The following is a 16,805-nucleotide window of genomic DNA, read 5'->3' as shown; positions in this document are numbered from 1 at the left end:
TTTTGCGCGTCTGCCGCTCCTGTAAAAGGCAGGCGCCTCGATACCTTGAACATGCATCCCTCTGCCCCCGACGCCACCTTGACTTTCGCGCAAGCCGGCATGACAGGCGCCGCGCGCCGCTGGAAACCCACGCCGTTGGTCATGGGCGCGGCGGCCTTGCATGCCGGCGCGGCGGCGGCGGTTGCGTCCTATCCGGCATCGTGGCCGTGGGCCGCGGCCGGCGCGGCGGCGGCCCATGCGGCGATTGCGGCGTCCGGTCTCCTGCCCCGCAGCAACCTGCTCGGGCCGAATCTGACGAGACTGCCGGCAAGCGCCGGCAACCAGATCGCGATCACGATCGACGACGGTCCCGATCCCGAAGTCACCCCGCGCGTGCTGGATTTGCTCGACGGTCATGGCGCGCGCGCCACGTTCTTCTGCATCGGCGAGACGGCGCGCCGGCATCCGCGTCTGATCGAGGACATCGTGGCGCGCGGCCATGCGGTCGAAAACCACAGCCAGCATCACCATCTGCTGTTCTCGCTGTGCGGGCCGCGCTCCTTGCGGCGCGATATCGAGGCCGCGCAGCGCACGCTCACCGAAATCAGCGGCGCGCGCCCGCTGTTTTTTCGCCCGCCCGCCGGGTTGCGCAATCCGTTTCTGGAACCGGTGCTGTGCGCGCTGGGCTTGAATCTGGCAAGCTGGACGCGGCGCGGCTTCGACACGTGCGCCCGGGGTACGCAGCAGGTCGCACAAAGCCTGCTGCGCGGCCTGAGCGCGCGCGACATCCTGCTGCTGCACGACGGCAACGCAGGGCGCGATGCCGGCGGCAGGCCCTTGATTCTGGATGTGCTGCCTATTGTCCTGCAGGCTGCGCAGCAAGCTGGGCTGGGCTGGACGACCCTGCGCGCGGCGGTATCCGCGGACGCTGCCGCCGTGCCTGCCTTTGCTCAGGCCGACGCGATGCGGCCTGAGTAGGGTTTTATTCCCGCATCAGGGCTTCGATCTCGCGGGCATCGACTGGCACGCCGCGCGTAATGAGTTCGCAGCCGGTCTCGGTGACCAGCGCATCGTCTTCGATGCGTATGCCGATGTTCCAGAATTGAGACGGCACGTCGTCGGCCGCGGTGACATAAATGCCCGGCTCGACAGTGAGCATCATGCCGGGCTCCAGCGTGCGCCAGGGGCGATTGTCGTCGGCATAGGGTGCGGCCGGATCGCGGTAGTCGCCCACGTCGTGCACGTCCAGCCCCAGCCAATGGCCGGTCTGGTGCATATAGAAGCGGCTGTAGTCGCCCGATTCCAATACGCCGTCCAGCGAACCCCTGAGCAGTTTCTCATCGAGCATGCCCTGAACCAGCACGCGCAGCGCAGCCTGATGGGCCGCGTTCCAGGGCTGGCCGGGGCGGATCGCTTGGGCGGCGGCATGCTGGGCTGCGACGGTCAGATCGTAAAGCGCGCGTTGCGGGCCACCGTAACGGCCATTGACGGGAAAGGTGCGCGTGATGTCGGACGCATAGCTGTCGAGCTCGCAACCGGCGTCGATCAGCACCAGATCGCCGTCGCGCAGCTCGGCTTCGCCCGCGGGGTAATGCAGAATGCAGGCGTTGGCGCCGCCGGCGACGATGCTGGTGTAGGCCGGAGCCTGGGCGCCGTGGCGGCGGAACTCATACAGCAGCTCGGCCTCCAGCTCGTATTCGCGCATGCCGGGACGCACGGCGCGCATGGCGCGGGCGTGAGCGCCCGCGGAGATGCGCGCGGCGCGGCGCATGACGGCGATTTCCGCGGCGTCTTTGATCAGGCGCATCTCGGCCAGGATGGGCGAGAGATTCTGCATGCGCTGCGGCACGCGGCGTCCTTGGCGGGCCTGGCCGCGGGCGACCTCCAGCCATGCCTGCACCGGCCCGTCGACCATGTCGCGCCGCTCGAACGGCGCATAGAGCGTCGGCTGGTCGAGCAGCAGCTCGGGCACGATGTCGTCGAGTTCGTCGATGCTGTAGGCCTCGTCCAGGCCGAAGCGTTCGGCCGCGGCTTCGGAGCCGACGCGATACCCCGTCCAGGTTTCCATCTTGGGGTCGCGCGGACGGCAGAACAGCAGGGCATGATCGTCCGCGCCGGCGATCAGCACCAACCACGCCTCGGGCTCGATGAAGCCGCTCAGATAATAAAAATCGCTGTCGTGGCGGTAGGGGTATTCGGCGTCGCGATTGCGCACGAGTTCGGGCGCGGTGGGCAGCACGGCGATGCCTCCCCCTTGGGCGCGCATGAGCGCGAGCAGCCGGCGGCGGCGTTCGCAGAAAGGGGCGATATCGGTAGCGGGCAGGGTCATGCGATTACTTTACTCGCGAGGGTCGGCTGCTACAATGCACCCGCACTTCCGTCATTGGGGAGTAGCCATCCCTGCTGGAGCCATCCATCAGGGAGCCTGCGTCAACAAACTTGGCGATACCGCTTTGCGTGTATCCCGTGGCGCAGGCAGTCTCCGGCGCGCCGTTCACCGTGCGCCGGCGGCCCGGCGAGACCTTTGGCCACGACGCGTTCACCCTGCCGGGCGAGCCGCGGCGTTGCGCCATTGTCTTCGCTTGCCCGGCCGTCATTGCATGCTGCTCACCCTGTTTCTCTTTCTGTTATCCGCGGCCCTGATCTATCTGGCTTGCGAGTATTTCGTCAACGGCGTCGAGTGGGTCGGTCATCGTTTCTGCATGAGCGCCACGGCCACGGGCACGGTGCTGGCCGCCTTCGGCACGGCGTTGCCGGAAAGCGTGGTGACTTTCATCGCGGTCATGTTCGGTCAGACGCCCGAGCAAAAAGACATCGGCGTCGGGGCGGCCATGGGCGGTCCGTTGGTGCTGTCCACGGTGGCTTATGCCGTGGTCGGATGGGTGATGCTGGCCATGGCTCGCAAGGACAGGGTGCCTGCGATAAGGCGGAGCGTCCAGCGGCGCCTGGCGCGCGATCAGGCCTGGTTCATGGCGGTGTTCGTGGTCAAGCTGGGTCTGGGTCTGCTGGCTTTCGCGTGGAAGCCCTGGCTGGGCATTCTGTTCCTGGCCGTATACGCGTTCTATATCAAATGCGAGCTGGCCCACGACGAGGAGAGCATCAATCACGAAGACCTGGAACCGCTCAAGCTGCGCCCGTCCGACCCACGGCCCGGCTTGCTCTGGTCCGGTGGTCAGACCCTGTTGGCCCTGGCGGTGATCGCCGCGGCCTCACGCGTGTTCGTGCATCAGATCGGCGAGCTGGGTGGGTTCATGGGCATGTCGCCGCACGTGGCGGCCCTGTTGTTGGCGCCGGTCGCCACCGAGCTGCCGGAGATTCTCAACGCATTGATCTGGGTGAGGCAGGGCAAGGCGCGCCTGGCGCTGGCCAATATCTCGGGCGCCATGATGATTCAGGCAACCATACCCAGCGCCTTGGGGATTTTCATGACGCCGTGGCTGTTCGATGCGCCGCTGCTGATGTCAGGCCTGGTGACGCTGGCGGCCATCGTGCTGCTGTGGCTGCGTTTGCGGCAGGGGCGTATTACGGCGCGTATGCTGGCTTGGACCGGCGGGTTCTATCTGTTGTTCGCCGTTTGGTTGGCTTGGTATTTCGGCGTTTGAGTTCTTGAGACGCCAAGGCTGCCCTGCGCAACGCCGATGCGAAGCCCACCGGGCGAGCATCGGAACTGCCGCAGTCCTGCCGCCGGCGGCTCAAGAACCCATACAACGAATCACTCGGGAATCAACCCGTGATACTTGCGGCCGAACGCGATATTGGCCTGGAACAACCCGGCCTTGCTGCCGCAGTCGTAGCGCGTGCCTTCGTAGCGATGCGCGTAGACCTCGCGTTCGCGCATCAGCGAGGCGATGGCGTCGGTGAGCTGGATTTCGTTGCCGGCGCCGCGCTCGGTCTTGCGCAGATGATCGAAGATGGCCGATTCGAGCACGTAGCGGCCCACCACGGCCAGCGTCGAGGGCGCATTCTCGGGCTTGGGCTTTTCGACGATGTGCGTCACGCGTTCGGTGCGCGCGTTCAGGCGCTCGCCGGCCACGATGCCGTATTTGCTGGTGTCTTCGCGCGGCACGTCCTGCACGCCCAGCACGCTGGCATTGTTGCTCATCGCGGTGTCGATCAATTGTTTGGTGACCGAGGTTTCGGAATCGATCAGGTCGTCGGCCAGCAGCACGACGAAGGGCTCGTCGCCCACCGCAGGTTGGGCCGTCAGCACGGCGTGGCCCAGGCCCAGCGCGGCCTTCTGGCGGATGAAGAGACAACTGACGTGATCGGGCAGGATGTCGCGGGCCAGCGACAGCAGTTCTTTCTTGCCCTTTTCTTCGAGCTCGCGCTCGAGTTCGGGCGATGCGTCGAAGTGATCTTCGATGGCGCGCTTGTTGCGGCCGGTCACGAAAATCAGATGCGTGATGCCTGCGGCGACCGCTTCTTCCACGGCATACTGGATCAGCGGCTTGTCGACCACCGGCAGCATTTCCTTGGGCATGGCCTTGGTGGCCGGCAGAAAACGGGTGCCCAGGCCTGCGACGGGGAAGACGGCTTTGCGGATAGGTATCATAAAAAATAACTCCTGCTCGACGCGAGCGGGTTGCCAATCAATCGGTCATCGGGTTGCCGCAGGCATGCAAACATGCGTACGCCCGAGAGGGTCATTATCATAGTGCTTATTGCAAATAGGGCGTGATATCGATGTTGCCGAATGCAAAGCGTATCGTGGTCGGGGCGCTCTGTTTTGCGCTTGCTTTGCCGGGTTTTCCGGCCGTTGCCCAGCCCGTAGGCCTGCCGTCGATGGGTGCGGTTTCCTCGGATGAGCTCTCTCCCGAGATGGAACGCGAGCTCGGCCAGGCCATCATGGCCGAGGGCCGGCTCGACCCCACCTATATCGACGACCCGGAGCTCAACCAATATCTCACGGGCGTGGGCCGCAAGCTGGCGGCCTATGCGCCCAACCCGATGCCGCCCATCGAGATGTTCGGCGTGCTGGATCCGGAAATCAATGCCTTTACCTTGCCGGGCGGGTTCATCGGCGTGAATACCGGCTTGATCGTGACCTGCGAGAGCGAGTCCGAATTGGCCGGCGTGCTGGGCCACGAGCTCGGCCACGTGACGCAGCGCCATATCGCCCGAGGCATGACGCAGAGCGGTCAGGACGGCCTGATCGCTCTGGCCAGCATGGCCGCGGGCCTGATCGCCGGGTTGGCGACGAGATCGGGCGATCTTGGCGTGGGTATCGCCGCCTTCGGCCAGGCTGCCGCGGTCAACCGCCAGCTCGAATTTTCCCGAGACGCCGAGCGCGAAGCTGATCGCGCCGGTTTGCGCATGCTCTACAAGGCCGGTTACGACCCCAGGGGCATGGCCAGCATATTCGGCCGCCTGATGATGGCCTCGCGTCTGAACGAGGGCCGGGGCGGCGGACCTTGGGCCAGCACCCACCCGCAGTCCATCGAGCGCATGACCGATATGCAGAACCGCATTCGCGATCTGCCTGCGGTGCATTACACCGATACGCCGGATTTCTGGTTCCTGCGCGCCAAGGTGCGCGTGCTGCAAGGCGGCGATTCGCAGGCACTGCGCGACATTCGCGAGACGCTGCGCTCGGAGGCCGTCGCCGATCGGGGCGTGCGCCGCGCCGCCGCGTTGTACGGCCTGTCGCGCTACTGGCTGCGCCGCGAAGACGTGAAGCAGGCCGCCGCATATTGGGATCAGGCCAATGCGGCATGGCCCGGCGGGGCGCCCGAATTGGCCAGGCTGGGCATCGACATTGCCCTGGCGCGCAAGGACGTGTCGGGCGCCATCGAACAGGCGCAGGTCGCGATCAAGCGCTGGCCCGATCGGCAGGCCCTGGGCATGGCATATGCCACGGCACTGCAGGATGCGGGCCGGACGGCCGACGCGCAGACCTATCTGCGTGCCAAGGCCCGAGAGTGGGGCAAGGATCAGCCTGACGTGTATCAGATGCTGGCCCGCAGCGAGGACAAGAGCGGCAAAAAGGTGGCGGCGCGGCGCGATATGGCGCGCTACTACCTGGCGACGGGGGCCTATGCCGCCGCCGCCTATCAACTGCAGCAGGCGCGCAGCCTGTCCACCGATTTCTACGAGCAGTCGGAACTGGACGCGCAATTGCACGATGTGCGCATGCGACTGCAGGACGAGCGCAATCTGCTCGAGAAATTCAAGGGCGTCGTGCCCAAGGGCTAGGGCCTGTCAACGCTAAAAAGAGCCACGCACTGGCCGGTAATCGGGCGGCAGGCCCCGGCGCGCGCTGAGCGTGCGGGACGGCCCTCGCCCGCTTCGCGCTCAGGCGCCCGTTTCGAAAAAGCGGCCCAGCCGTTCGGGCAGCCATTGCAGGTTGCCGGGAAAGCGGCCGACGACGAAGCCGGCATGGCCGCCCTGCTCGGGCTGGTGCAGAAGCACGCGTTCGGAACATTGCTCTGGGGTGGGCAAGGATGCGGGGGGCAGAAACGGATCGTTGCGCGCGTTGAGCACCAGCGTGGGCACGCAGACCGAACTCAGCCAAGGTTTGCTCGACGCCCTCTCCCAGTAATCGAGCGCATTGCGAAAGCCGTGCATGGGCGCGGTGTAGGTGTCGTCGAAATCGTGCAGGTCGCGCGCGTGGGCGATGCGCATGACGTCGATCACGCCGGGATAGCGTTCGGCTTTTTCCAGCATCTTGCGGCGCATGGTACGCAGAAAGTGGCGGGTGTAGATCTGCCGTTCGACGAAGCCGCGGCTCAGGGCCGCGCCGCCGGCGACCAGATCCAGCGGCACCGAGACCCCGGCGCAGGCCGTCAGCCAGCCGGTCTCGTGCGCCTGTTCGCCGAGGAATTTGAGCAGGGCATTGCCGCCCAGCGAGACGCCGACGGCGTGCCAACGGCCGCGCGGCAGGCGCCTGCGCACCGTGTCGAGCATGAAGGCGATGTCGGTGGTATCGCCCGAATGGTAGGCGCGCGCAAGGCGGTTGGGCGTGCCCGAGCAGCCGCGAAAATGCGCCACCACTACGACCCAGCCGCGCGAACGGAAATGCGCGGCGATGGACTGAGCGTAGTTGCTGCCGCTGCTGCCTTCGAGGCCGTGGAAAAGAATGAGCGCCGGCGCGCCGGGCTCCTGCGGCAGAGCCTGCCAGTCGCCCGGGGCGATCCAGCGCGCGGCGGCCGACGCGCCGGCTTGAAGCTGCGCCGGCTCTGCATGCGGGCCGGCGGGCGGTTTGTGCGGGAAAAGGCCGGGGCCTGCCCAATCGAAATCGACGAAATCTTTGTCCGGCGTATCGACGCGATCGCGCACGAAGGCGATGCGGTGATGCCTTGCAAAGAGCGATGCGTGGATCGTCTGGATGTGTCCGCTGGGCAGCCAGGACGGAACCGGGCAGGCGGAGGTGTCGAGCTTGCTGTAAGGCAAATTAATGCCCGTGCTTGATCACGGTACCCGGTTTGAGGAGGTATTCGGTGCTGCAGTAGGGGCAGCGGACCGCGCCGGTATCGGCGATATCGAGGAAAACGCGAGGATGCATGCTCCACAGAGGAGCCTTGGGGCCGGGGCAGTAAAGAGGGAGGTGCTCGGCGCCGACGAGGACGGTTTCCGGGGCGGCGGCGGGGGCGGCTGCGGTCATGGTGATTCCTGAAGTGATGCGTGCGTAAGGGGGAGAGACGTCAGACCAGCGTGAGCCAGTGCGCGTATTTGGGGTTGCGTCCGGCGACCAGATCGAAGAAGGCCTTCTGCAGCTTGGCGGTGATCGGGCCGCGCGAGCCCGAACCGATGCGGCGGTTGTCGATCTCGCGGATGGGCGTGACTTCGGCTGCGGTGCCGGTGAAGAAGGCTTCGTCGGCGATGTAGAGGTCGTCGCGCGTGAGGCGGCGAGTGACCAGCTGGATGCCCAGGTCGGCGGCCAGCGCATGCACGGTGGAGCGCGTGATGCCGGTGAGCGCCGAGGCGATCTCGGGTTCGTAGAGCACGCCGTCTTTGACGATGAAGACGTTTTCGCCCGAGCCTTCGGCCACGAAGCCCTCGGTGTCCAGCAGCAGGGCTTCGTCGTAGCCGTCCTGCAGGGCCTCGTTGTTGGCCAGGATGGAATTGGCGTAGGTGGTGGCCACCTTGGCGCGCGGCATGGTCACGTTGACGTGCTGGCGGGCGTAGGAGGAAATCTTGACCCGGATGCCCTGGGCCAGCGCTTCTTCGCCCAGGTAGGCGCCCCAGGGCCAGGCCGCGATGGCCACGTGCACCTTGGCGCCCTTGGGCGAGACGCCCATCTTTTCCGAGCCGTAGAAAACCAGGGGGCGCAGATAGCAGGATTCGAGCTTGTTGGCCTTGACCACCTCGCGCTGCGCCTGATTGAGCGCCGCGGCATCGTAAGGCACCGCGACCTGATAGATGTGCGAGGAATTGAGCAGGCGCCGGGTGTGGTCCTGCAGCCGGAAAATGGCAGTGCCTGCGTCGGTCTTGTAGGCGCGTACGCCTTCGAAGACCGACAGGCCGTAATGCAGGGAGTGCGTCAGCACGTGCGTGGTGGCGTCGCGCCAAGGCACGAGCCTGCCGTCATACCAGATGAAGCCGTCTCGGTCCGCCATCGACATGATGGAGCCCTCCCTAGAAATGTCGGCTTATTGTATCAAGCCGTGAGCGTTACAATGCGCGCCATCATGCCGCATTGCATTGCACGTTCGGAGCCTGTCGTTGGCCTCTGAATCCCTCGAATCGGCGCCGGACATCGCTTCGCGGCGCGCATGCCTGGACGCCTTTCGGGAGGGCGCGAGCGCGATTGCGCCGGCGATCATCGCCAACAGCGTCTGGGGCCTGGTGACCGGCGTGGCCATGGTGAAATCGGGCATGAGCGTGCTCATGGCCCTGATCATCACGATCATCGTCTATTCCGGCACCATGCAACTGATGGTGCTGCCTCTGCTGGCGACCAGCGCACCGTTGTGGCTGGTGTTCATGGCCGGGTTCATGGTCAATACGCGCTTCATCATTTTCAACGCGGGCCTGTATCCCTACTTCCGCGACCGGCCCGTGTGGCAGCGCATGGCTCTGGGGTTTTTCAATTCCGACGCGGCCTTCGCCATCTACATGGCGCGCTATGCCGACTCACCCACGCTGGCCACGCCGGTGCAGCGCTGGTTCTATATCGGCATGATCTTTCCGTCCTGGCTCAGCTGGGAGGCCTTTTCCATTGCCGGCATTTACCTGAGCACCCTGGTGCCCGTGTCCTGGTCGCTGGAGTTCGCCGCTTCCCTGGCCATTCTGGCCATCGTGGTGCCCATGACCCGGACCCGGCCCATGCTCGCCACGGTGCTGTCGGCCGGCGCAGTCGCCTGGGTGGGTCAGGTACTGCCCCTCAAGCTGGGCCTGCTGGCCGCCGTCGTCGTGGGCATCACCGCGGGCATGGTGGTCGAGCGGCGGCAACATCGGGCGAGGGCGTGATGTCGCACAGTTCCTACGATGTCTGGGCCGTGGTGGTGATGGTCGCCTGCGCCCTCGTGACACGCGCGGGCTATATGCTCGTGGGCAGCTACCTGCCCTTGCCGGACGGCGTGCGGCGCGCGCTGCGCTATGCGCCGCTGGCCGCGCTCACGGCCATCATCGTGCCGGACATGATGCCCTGGCATCCCGGCGTGGGCCCGGTGTTCGACCTCAAGCTATTGGCCGGCGTCGCCGGCGCGCTCGTTTTTCTGCGCACCCGCAATTCGACGCTGGTCATCGTCGTCGGGATGCTCGTCCTCTGGCTGCTGCGCTGGATCGCCTGACCTGCGCACGGCAGGAGCCTTGCGCGGGCAGACGCTAGCCGGCGGCGTGTTCCGCGGCGCGCCTGGCTTTTTCCGCCAGCGTCTCTTTCGACAAGTGCAGGGTCGCGGCGCGCGGGATGAACAGCACCAGCGCCAGAATGCAGGCCGACACCACGAAAACCGACATGAAGGTCAGGTGCAGCGAGTGCTGCAGGACTTCGCTCACCAGCGCGCTGCGGGTGTCGTTGAATTCCAGCGCATGCTTGATCTGGTCCGAGGTGATGGGCGAGCCCGTGCGGTTGTTGTTCAGGCCGTAGTTCAGGACGGCGCCGAACAGCGCCGCGCCCAGCGTGCTGCCCAGATTGCGCGAAAACAGATTGGACGCCATGGCGCTGCCCTGCTGGGATCGGTCGACGATCTCCGGGATCAGGATCAGGCTGCTGATGCTGAGCAGGCCCATGCCGAAACCCATGATCAGCGAGCCGATGCCGGCCTGCACGGGCGAGCTGCCCGGATGCAGGAACACCATGAACAGCGCACCCGCGGGAATGAAGACGCTGCCGGCGATCATCACGGGGCGCAGGCCGGTGCGCGTGAAGCTGCGGGCCGCCAACGTGGCGCCGCAAGGCCAGCCGAACATGATCAGGGTCAGCACCATGCCGGCCACGATGGGGGTCTGGTGCAGCACGCCCTGGGCATACATGGGCAGAAAGGTGGTCAGGCCGAGCAGCGCCATGCCCGCCAGCAGCGTGGCCGTGTTGGTCGAGGCGATGGCGCGGCCGCCCCAGAGCGCGAACGACACCATCGGGTCGGCCGCGCGCCGCTCCTGCCAGATGAAGCCGATCGATGCGGCGGCGCAGACGGTCAGCAGTTTCCAGGCCCACCCGGGCGGCAGGCTCGCCGCGTCGGACAGCACCATCATCAGCGTAGCCATCGCGACCGTGAAGAGCAGGGCGCCGAGCACGTCGATGGACGGCCGCCGATGCGGCGTGTCGTGGCGCATGAAGCGCAGAAAGATGCCCGCGGCGGCCAGGCCGATGGGCAGATTGATCCAGAAGATCCAGGACCAGGGCAGGTGGTGGATGATGAGGCCGCCCAGCATGGGGCCGAGCACGGCCGCGACGGCCCATACGCTGGCCAGGTAGCCCTGCACCTTGCCGCGTTCGGCCGCGGGGTAGTAGTCGGCCACGATGATCACGCACAAGGGCTGAATGGCAGCCGCGCCGACGCCCTGGATCAGGCGGAAGGCGATAAGCCAGGGCATGCTCGTGGCGAAGCCCGCCAGCAGGGAGCCCAGCAGGAAGATCGCGATGCCCAAAAGCATCATGGGCCGCCGGCCGATCACGTCGGCCAGCTTGCCGAACACCACGGTCATGGTGGTCTGGGCCAGCAGAAAGGAGGAAAACACCCAGCTGTACAGATCCAGTCCGCTCAGGTCGGCCACGATCTGCGGCATGACGGTCGAGACGATGGTGGCTTCGATCGCCACCATGACCTGAGCGGTCATGATGGCGGCGATGATAAATGGCCGGTGGGCGTGATTCGAGGCGGACATCGGGGTGTAATCAAGGCAGCGTAACCAATCACTATAAAAGATTTTGGCTCGGGATAACCCTAGGCTGTTAAAATCCTCCATCTCCCTCTATCCGGGGCGCTTTTTTATCGCGCCGTCCGGGCCCATTCGATGACCCAATCCATCCCTACCGACGTACCCGCTGCGGACGCAGCACCTGCTCTCACCTTCGCGGATTTCGGCCTGCATCCGCAGTTGTTGAAGTCCATCGTCGATACCGGCTACATGACGCCCACGCCTATCCAGGCGCAGGCGATTCCGGTGGTGTCGGAAGGGCGCGACGTCATGGGCGCGGCGCAGACCGGTACGGGCAAGACGGCGGCCTTCACGCTGCCCATCCTGCACCGGCTGATGCCGCTGGCCAACGCCAGCGCCTCGCCGGCGCGCCATCCGGTGCGCGCGCTCATCCTGGCTCCCACGCGCGAGCTGGCCGACCAGGTCTTCGAGAGCGTCAAGCGCTATTCCAAGCACACGCCCCTGCGCTCGGCCGTGGTGTTCGGCGGCGTGGATATCGGCCCGCAGAAAGAAGCCCTGCGCGCCGGCTGCGAAGTGCTGGTGGCCACGCCGGGCCGCCTGCTCGATCACGTCGAGCAAAAGAACGTCAACCTGGGCCAGGTGTGCATTCTGGTGCTGGATGAAGCCGACCGCATGTTGGACATGGGCTTTCTGCCCGATCTGGATCGCATCATCAAGCTGCTGCCGGCGCAGCGCCAGGGCCTGCTGTTTTCGGCCACTTTCAGCAATGAGATCCGCAAGCTCGCCCGCACCTTCCTGAACAATCCGGTCGAGATCGAAGTCGCCGCGCGCAACGCCACGGCCGACACCGTCACGCAGATCGCCTATCCCTTGTCGGGCGAAGCCAAGCGCGCCGCGGTGGTGCATCTGGTCAAGTCGCGCGGGCTCAATCAGGTCATCGTCTTCTCGAACACCAAGATCGGCACGGCGCGCCTGGCGCGTCAGCTCGAGCGCGACGGCGTCAAGGCCGAGTCCATCCACGGCGACAAGAGCCAGCTCGACCGCATGAAGGCGCTCGACGCGTTCAAGGCCGGCGAGCTCGAAGTGCTGGTGGCCACCGACGTGGCCGCGCGCGGCCTCGACGTGGCCGGCGTGCCCTGCGTCATCAATTACGACTTGCCGCGCAATGCCGAGGACTACGTCCACCGCATCGGCCGCACGGGCCGCGCGGGCGCCAAGGGCGAGGCCATATCGCTGTTTGCGCCCGAGGAAGAGCGCTATCTGCTGGATATCGAAGGCCTTATCAAGCGTCAGGTACCGCGCGGCAAGCTCGATCTGCCTGCCGACGCGATAAGCCACGGCCACAGCCGCGGCGAGCGCCACGAACGCGGCGAGCGCAGCGATCGGCGCGAGCGTCCGGCGCGCGAACACCGCGCGCCGCGCGCCGAGCCCATCGACGAATTTTTCCTCAAGCCCTACGAGCCCGCGCAAGGTGGGGCGAACCCGCCGGATGACGCCGGCGCGGCGGCCTCATCGAAGTCCGCGATCGCCAAGCGCCCGCTCGCGGCATTGCTGGGCGGCGGTCGCAAGGCCTGACGCGCCCGACGCGGCGCTCGTCGCGATCGCGCCCTGCCAGCTCAGGCCTGCCGGAGCAGTTCGGCCACATTGGGCAATTGGGTGCCGACGGCCGGGCCGCCGGGGTCGAGATTATCCAGCATGCGCTCCAGATGCCCGATATGCGGCAGCATCGGGCCGTAGAACAGCACGCGATCTCCCGCCTGGATGAGCAGAGTGGGGAAGTTCTCGACATCTTCGTCGCCCAGCAGATCGGGTTCGTCTTCGATGTCGATCCAGACGTAGACGTGTTGCGGCCTGGCCTCGGACAAGGCCTGCAGCTTGGGTTGGTATTCGGTGCAGGTGTTGCACCAGGCGGCGCAGAAACAGGCCACCAGCCAGGCGTCGGGGTCGGCGAGGGCCCTGCGCAGGGCCGTGCGGTCGGTGGCAGGAACGAATAGGGGCATGTAGGCAGAGCGAAAGATCTTTGACCTATGATACCTGCCATCGCATTTCGCCTGTCCGGTGTTTCTTCTCCATGGTTTCCGCCTATCGCATCGACTCCCCGCCCCATGGCCGATCCGCCGCCATGGCGCGGGCGTTCAAGCGCGCGCTGCTGTCGCAGTGTCATCCGGCCATGCTGTTCGCCGTATTGCTGCCTTTTCTGATCGCGCTGGTCGGATCGATACTCATGATGTGGCTTTTCTGGACGCCGCTCACCGACTGGCTGCGAATGGAGCTTGCGCGCTGGGGGGCGGTGAACCGCGTCGACGACTGGCTGGCCGCAGTCGGCATGTTTTCGCTCAAGCTCTATCTCGCGCCCGTCATTGCGGCCGCCATGCTGCTGCCCGCCGCGGGCGTCCTCGGTTTGGCCATCGCGGCGGTGTTCGTCATGCCGCTGGTACTGCGCCATCTCGAGCGCCACGATTACCCGGACCTGGCGCGGCGGGGCCGCCATGCCGTGGCCGTCAGCGTCTGGAACGCCGCCTGGGTAAGCCTGGTTTTTGCCGCGGGCTGGGTCGTGACGCTGCCGCTCTGGCTGGTGCCGCCGATGGCCATCGTGCTGCACGTTCTCTGGTGGGCTTTCGCCTTTTCGCGCATGCTGCGCGTGGACGCCATCGTCGATCACGCCAGCCCGGCCGAGCGGCGCGTGCTGCTGGCGCGGCACAATCTGTCTTTCTGGGGCATAGGCCTGATCTGCGCTCTCATCAATCTGCTGCCGCCCGCCTGGGTGGTGCTGCCGGTGTACGGCAGCCTGGTGTACGCGCATTTCGGGTTGGACGCGCTTGCGCGGCTGCGCGGCGAGCGTACGATCGACGTTTGATATATAGGAATCCGCATGTCTACTACTTCCCGCCGCATCGGTCTGATCATCGTCGGCGATGAAATCCTGTCCGGCCGTCATCAAGACAAGCACTTTGCCAAGGCAGTCGAGCTGCTGGGCGCCCGCGGCATGCAACTTTCCTGGGCGCAGATCCTGGGCGACGACCGCGATATGCTGATTGCGGCTTTCAAGCGCAGCTTCGCATCGGGCGACATCGTTTTTTCCTGTGGCGGCATCGGCGGCACGCCCGACGACCATACGCGCCAGGCCGCGGCGGCGGCGCTGGGGTTGCCCCTGGAGCTGCACCCCGAGGCGCGCGAGGCCATCACCTTGCGCACCATGGAAATGGCGCAGAAAGAAGGCCGCCCCGCACCCGACATGAACACGCCCGAGAACCAGCAGCGGCTGCAGATGGGCGTGTTCCCGCGCGGCTGCGAGATCGTGCCCAACCCCTACAACCGCATCCCTGGCTTCTACATCCAGGACCACACCTTCATGCCGGGCTTTCCGGTCATGGCCTGGCCCATGCTCGAATGGACGCTGGACACGCGCTACCGCGCCCTGCATCACGTCGAGCAGCGCGCCGAGCATGCTTTTCTGGTCTACGGCATACCCGAATCGCGCATCACGCCGGCCATGGTCGCCGTCGAGCAGCGCTGGCCCGGCGTGCGCGCCTTCAGCCTGCCTACCGTGGGCGAAGACGGCCGCAGACCGCACATCGAGCTGGGCGTCAAAGGCGAGCCCGGCCCTTCGGCCGAGGCGCTGGCCTTTCTGCAGGCCGAGGCCGAACGCCTGGGCGGACGCATGACGCCCTGAGGCCGGTCGGCGTTCCAAAAGCGTAGCCGCGCGCCGGCCGCCTTTTGGGGCGGATTGCCAAAACCCGGCTTGGATTTCATAATGCGGGATATGGCTCTTTCGCATCCCGACCCTCTCGCCCCTATCGCGCAAACCGACGCCGCCTCCAAGGGCGGCGTCCGTTCGACCGAAGTCGCCATCCAGGTCATCGACCGGGCCATGCGCCTGCTCGACGCCCTGGCGGCGCATCCCGACCCCGTCACGCTCAAGGAACTGTCGGCCACCACCGGCCTGCACGCGTCCACCGCGCACCGCATTCTCAACGATCTGGTGGTAGGGCGCTACGTGGAACGGGTCGACAACGGTCTTTATCAGCTGGGCATGCGCCTGCTGGAACTGGGTTCGCTGGTCAAGGGGCGCCTGAACGTGCGCGAAGCGGCGCAGGCGGCCATGCGCACCTTGCACCATCAGACGGGGCAGACGGTCAACCTGTCGGTGCAGCAGGGCGACGAAATCGTCTACATCGAACGTGCCTGGAGCGAACGCTCGGGCATGCAGGTGGTGCGCGCCATCGGCGGCCGCGCGCCGCTGCACCTGACCTCCACCGGCAAATTGTTCCTGTCGGTCGCCGATCCCAAACAGGTGCGTTCGTATGCGCAGCGCACCGGGCTGGCGGGCCACACGCGCAACAGCCTGACGGACATCGACCAGCTGCAGCGCGAGCTGGCCCAGGTGCGCCGCCACGGCTATGCGCGCGACAACGAAGAGCTGGAAATGGGGGTGCGCTGCATCGCCGCCGGCATCCAGGACGATACCGGCAAGCTGGTGGCCGGCCTGTCCATCTCGGCGCCTGCCGAACGCATGCGCGACGAGTGGATAGACCTGCTCGTTCATACCGCCGCGGGCATTTCCGAAGCCCTGGGCTACGAACCCTCCGTCACCGCCCGGGTCTGAGCGGCGGGGCGCGTCACGCGGCGAACTGCATGCTCCATTGCGACAGCTGCCGCGCGGTGACGCCCACGCCGCCGCAGAGTATGACCGCCACCGAGCGGGCCTCTTGCAGCGAGGCCGACGCGCTTTGAAGCGCCGCCACCGAAGCGCCGCAGGCAGGCTCCACCAGCACGCGGTGTTCCAGCAGGATTTGCTCGCAGGCCGCGACGGCGGCGGCATCCGATACGACGACGCTTTCGACGGCATGCTCTCTGATGAGGGCGAACGCGCGGTCGCAGACCTGCCGGGCACCGAGCGAGGTCGCGATGGAAGAGATCCCGGGCAGCATGACCGGCGCGCCGGCTTGCACGGCCTGCGCGAACGAATCCGCGCCGGCCGTCTCGGCGGCGATCACCGGGACGCTGCGCCAGCCGTTGCGCTGCAGGCCTTGCACCACGCCGCACAGCAGCCCGCCGCCGCCCACGGAGCAGACGACCACATCGGGCCGCTCGCCTTGCCGCGCCAGCTCGTCGATCATGGTCGCATGGCCTTCCCACAACAGGGGGTCGTCGAAGGGGTGGATGAACGCGTCGGCGGGCGTCATGAGCTCGAGCGCGCGGGCATTGGCTTCCATCCAGGACTCGCCGTGCACGATGACCTGGGCGCCCTCGGATTGAATGAGATGCTTGGCGCGTTCGGATGTGGTGGCGGGAACCACCACCGTCACTGGCGTGGCGAGCATCCGGCCCGCATAAGCCACCGCATAGCCGGCGTTGCCGCCGGACGACGATATGAACCGCCGCGCGCCGCGCGCCTTGTAGGTCTCGCAGGCATGGCCGATGCCGCGCGTCTTGAACGAGCCGCTGGGCTGCAGCGCTTCCATCTTCAAGCGCACATCCTTGCCGGTGGCGAGGGACAACGCGCGGGATGCCAGCGTGGGGGTTTCGATATGGATGGCCATGCCGGCTTCCTGAAAGCGGGTTGT

At 66.4% G+C, this 16,805-nt stretch carries 17 protein-coding genes and 1 riboswitch; of the genes, 9 read left to right on the top strand and 8 right to left on the bottom strand.

What is annotated here, in order from left to right:
- The first annotated feature begins 51 nt into the window (after positions 1 to 51).
- The gene (locus tag ACTHJ1_RS01355) at positions 52 to 957 is read left to right on the top strand and encodes a polysaccharide deacetylase family protein (protein WP_440186639.1); all 906 of its coding nucleotides are present in this window, start codon (positions 52 to 54) and stop codon (positions 955 to 957) included.
- Positions 958 to 961: 4 nt separating this feature from the next.
- On the opposite strand, the gene pepP is transcribed toward ACTHJ1_RS01355, so the two are convergent.
- Positions 962 to 2,308: a Xaa-Pro aminopeptidase gene (pepP, locus tag ACTHJ1_RS01350; protein ID WP_440186637.1), complete on the bottom strand. Its 1,347-nt coding sequence runs from the start codon at positions 2,306 to 2,308 to the stop codon at positions 962 to 964.
- A 44-nt stretch (positions 2,309 to 2,352) separates the two neighbouring features.
- A riboswitch (yybP-ykoY riboswitch) is annotated at positions 2,353 to 2,503 on the top strand.
- A 76-nt stretch (positions 2,504 to 2,579) separates the two neighbouring features.
- Here pepP and ACTHJ1_RS01345 point away from each other — a divergent pair.
- A complete protein-coding gene (locus ACTHJ1_RS01345; protein WP_440186635.1) occupies positions 2,580 to 3,581 on the top strand; it encodes a sodium:calcium antiporter in 1,002 nt (333 codons plus the stop codon).
- Positions 3,582 to 3,691: 110 nt separating this feature from the next.
- Here ACTHJ1_RS01345 and galU read toward each other — a convergent pair whose 3' ends face one another.
- On the bottom strand, positions 3,692 to 4,531 hold the full coding sequence (gene galU / locus ACTHJ1_RS01340; protein ID WP_440186633.1) for a UTP--glucose-1-phosphate uridylyltransferase GalU: 840 nt from the start codon (positions 4,529 to 4,531) through the stop codon (positions 3,692 to 3,694).
- Positions 4,532 to 4,662: 131 nt separating this feature from the next.
- Here galU and ACTHJ1_RS01335 point away from each other — a divergent pair, with 131 nt between their 5' ends.
- Positions 4,663 to 6,171 (top strand): M48 family metalloprotease, encoded by a 1,509-nt coding sequence (locus tag ACTHJ1_RS01335; RefSeq protein WP_440186631.1) that lies wholly within the window; start codon positions 4,663 to 4,665, stop codon positions 6,169 to 6,171.
- Positions 6,172 to 6,270: 99 nt separating this feature from the next.
- On the opposite strand, the gene ACTHJ1_RS01330 is transcribed toward ACTHJ1_RS01335, so the two are convergent.
- From ACTHJ1_RS01330 to ACTHJ1_RS01320, 3 genes are read right to left on the bottom strand one after another with little or no spacing between them, the layout of a single operon-like run.
- The gene (locus ACTHJ1_RS01330; RefSeq protein WP_440186629.1) at positions 6,271 to 7,368 is read right to left on the bottom strand and encodes a YheT family hydrolase; all 1,098 of its coding nucleotides are present in this window, start codon (positions 7,366 to 7,368) and stop codon (positions 6,271 to 6,273) included.
- A 1-nt stretch (position 7,369) separates the two neighbouring features.
- Positions 7,370 to 7,579, bottom strand: a complete 210-nt coding sequence (locus ACTHJ1_RS01325; RefSeq protein ID WP_440186627.1) for a zinc-finger domain-containing protein — start codon at positions 7,577 to 7,579, stop codon at positions 7,370 to 7,372.
- Positions 7,580 to 7,619: 40 nt separating this feature from the next.
- On the bottom strand, positions 7,620 to 8,540 hold the full coding sequence (locus ACTHJ1_RS01320; protein WP_440186624.1) for a branched-chain amino acid transaminase: 921 nt from the start codon (positions 8,538 to 8,540) through the stop codon (positions 7,620 to 7,622).
- A gap of 100 nt (positions 8,541 to 8,640) precedes the next feature.
- On the opposite strand from ACTHJ1_RS01320, the gene ACTHJ1_RS01315 reads away from it, so the two are divergent.
- Both ACTHJ1_RS01315 and ACTHJ1_RS01310 read left to right on the top strand, forming a co-directional pair.
- Positions 8,641 to 9,387, top strand: a complete 747-nt coding sequence (locus tag ACTHJ1_RS01315; RefSeq protein WP_440186622.1) for an AzlC family ABC transporter permease — start codon at positions 8,641 to 8,643, stop codon at positions 9,385 to 9,387.
- Positions 9,387 to 9,710 carry an AzlD domain-containing protein gene (locus tag ACTHJ1_RS01310; protein WP_440186620.1) on the top strand — a complete coding sequence of 108 codons (324 nt, stop codon included), beginning with the start codon at positions 9,387 to 9,389 and terminating at the stop codon, positions 9,708 to 9,710. The genes ACTHJ1_RS01315 and ACTHJ1_RS01310 overlap by 1 nt, the downstream gene beginning before the upstream one ends.
- Positions 9,711 to 9,744: 34 nt before the next feature.
- Here the strand turns inward: ACTHJ1_RS01310 and ACTHJ1_RS01305 are convergent, their stop codons facing one another.
- Positions 9,745 to 11,244, bottom strand: a complete 1,500-nt coding sequence (locus ACTHJ1_RS01305; protein ID WP_440186618.1) for an MDR family MFS transporter — start codon at positions 11,242 to 11,244, stop codon at positions 9,745 to 9,747.
- A gap of 129 nt (positions 11,245 to 11,373) precedes the next feature.
- Between ACTHJ1_RS01305 and ACTHJ1_RS01300 the strand changes: the two genes are divergently transcribed.
- A complete protein-coding gene (locus ACTHJ1_RS01300; RefSeq protein WP_440186616.1) occupies positions 11,374 to 12,813 on the top strand; it encodes a DEAD/DEAH box helicase in 1,440 nt (479 codons plus the stop codon).
- Positions 12,814 to 12,854: 41 nt separating this feature from the next.
- Here ACTHJ1_RS01300 and ACTHJ1_RS01295 read toward each other — a convergent pair whose 3' ends face one another.
- Complete coding sequence (locus ACTHJ1_RS01295) at positions 12,855 to 13,238, bottom strand: thioredoxin family protein (protein ID WP_440186614.1); 384 nt, start codon at positions 13,236 to 13,238, stop codon at positions 12,855 to 12,857.
- A gap of 71 nt (positions 13,239 to 13,309) precedes the next feature.
- Here ACTHJ1_RS01295 and ACTHJ1_RS01290 point away from each other — a divergent pair, with 71 nt between their 5' ends.
- From ACTHJ1_RS01290 to ACTHJ1_RS01280, 3 genes are all read left to right on the top strand, one after another.
- Positions 13,310 to 14,095 (top strand): EI24 domain-containing protein, encoded by a 786-nt coding sequence (locus ACTHJ1_RS01290; protein ID WP_440186612.1) that lies wholly within the window; start codon positions 13,310 to 13,312, stop codon positions 14,093 to 14,095.
- Positions 14,096 to 14,110: 15 nt separating this feature from the next.
- Positions 14,111 to 14,911, top strand: coding sequence for a competence/damage-inducible protein A (locus tag ACTHJ1_RS01285; protein WP_440186610.1), 801 nt, complete (start codon positions 14,111 to 14,113; stop codon positions 14,909 to 14,911).
- A gap of 81 nt (positions 14,912 to 14,992) precedes the next feature.
- Positions 14,993 to 15,844 carry an IclR family transcriptional regulator gene (locus ACTHJ1_RS01280; RefSeq protein WP_440186608.1) on the top strand — a complete coding sequence of 284 codons (852 nt, stop codon included), beginning with the start codon at positions 14,993 to 14,995 and terminating at the stop codon, positions 15,842 to 15,844.
- 13 nt (positions 15,845 to 15,857) lie between these two features.
- Here ACTHJ1_RS01280 and ACTHJ1_RS01275 read toward each other — a convergent pair whose 3' ends face one another.
- Positions 15,858 to 16,781: a pyridoxal-phosphate dependent enzyme gene (locus tag ACTHJ1_RS01275; RefSeq protein WP_440186606.1), complete on the bottom strand. Its 924-nt coding sequence runs from the start codon at positions 16,779 to 16,781 to the stop codon at positions 15,858 to 15,860.
- Positions 16,782 to 16,805: the final 24 nt, after the last annotated feature.

The sequence above is a fragment of the Bordetella sp. genome (genome assembly GCF_051960075.1).
GTDB lineage: Bacteria > Pseudomonadota > Gammaproteobacteria > Burkholderiales > Burkholderiaceae_B > Bordetella.
Note: the sequence above shows the minus strand (reverse complement) of the source record. Positions and strands in the feature narration are given on the sequence as shown.

What these genes read in the sequence shown, in the direction of transcription:
- ACTHJ1_RS01355 (WP_440186639.1), top strand. Translation starts at nt 52, where the DNA reads ATGCATCCCTCTGCCCCCGACGCCACCTTGACTTTCGCGCAAGCCGGC.
- pepP (WP_440186637.1), bottom strand. Translation starts at nt 2,308, where the DNA reads ATGACCCTGCCCGCTACCGATATCGCCCCTTTCTGCGAACGCCGCCGC.
- ACTHJ1_RS01345 (WP_440186635.1), top strand. Translation starts at nt 2,580, where the DNA reads ATGCTGCTCACCCTGTTTCTCTTTCTGTTATCCGCGGCCCTGATCTAT.
- galU (WP_440186633.1), bottom strand. Translation starts at nt 4,531, where the DNA reads ATGATACCTATCCGCAAAGCCGTCTTCCCCGTCGCAGGCCTGGGCACC.
- ACTHJ1_RS01335 (WP_440186631.1), top strand. Translation starts at nt 4,663, where the DNA reads ATGTTGCCGAATGCAAAGCGTATCGTGGTCGGGGCGCTCTGTTTTGCG.
- ACTHJ1_RS01325 (WP_440186627.1), bottom strand. Translation starts at nt 7,579, where the DNA reads ATGACCGCAGCCGCCCCCGCCGCCGCCCCGGAAACCGTCCTCGTCGGC.
- ACTHJ1_RS01320 (WP_440186624.1), bottom strand. Translation starts at nt 8,540, where the DNA reads ATGTCGATGGCGGACCGAGACGGCTTCATCTGGTATGACGGCAGGCTC.
- ACTHJ1_RS01310 (WP_440186620.1), top strand. Translation starts at nt 9,387, where the DNA reads ATGTCGCACAGTTCCTACGATGTCTGGGCCGTGGTGGTGATGGTCGCC.
- ACTHJ1_RS01305 (WP_440186618.1), bottom strand. Translation starts at nt 11,244, where the DNA reads ATGTCCGCCTCGAATCACGCCCACCGGCCATTTATCATCGCCGCCATC.
- ACTHJ1_RS01300 (WP_440186616.1), top strand. Translation starts at nt 11,374, where the DNA reads ATGACCCAATCCATCCCTACCGACGTACCCGCTGCGGACGCAGCACCT.
- ACTHJ1_RS01295 (WP_440186614.1), bottom strand. Translation starts at nt 13,238, where the DNA reads ATGCCCCTATTCGTTCCTGCCACCGACCGCACGGCCCTGCGCAGGGCC.
- ACTHJ1_RS01290 (WP_440186612.1), top strand. Translation starts at nt 13,310, where the DNA reads ATGGTTTCCGCCTATCGCATCGACTCCCCGCCCCATGGCCGATCCGCC.
- ACTHJ1_RS01285 (WP_440186610.1), top strand. Translation starts at nt 14,111, where the DNA reads ATGTCTACTACTTCCCGCCGCATCGGTCTGATCATCGTCGGCGATGAA.
- ACTHJ1_RS01280 (WP_440186608.1), top strand. Translation starts at nt 14,993, where the DNA reads ATGCGGGATATGGCTCTTTCGCATCCCGACCCTCTCGCCCCTATCGCG.
- ACTHJ1_RS01275 (WP_440186606.1), bottom strand. Translation starts at nt 16,781, where the DNA reads ATGGCCATCCATATCGAAACCCCCACGCTGGCATCCCGCGCGTTGTCC.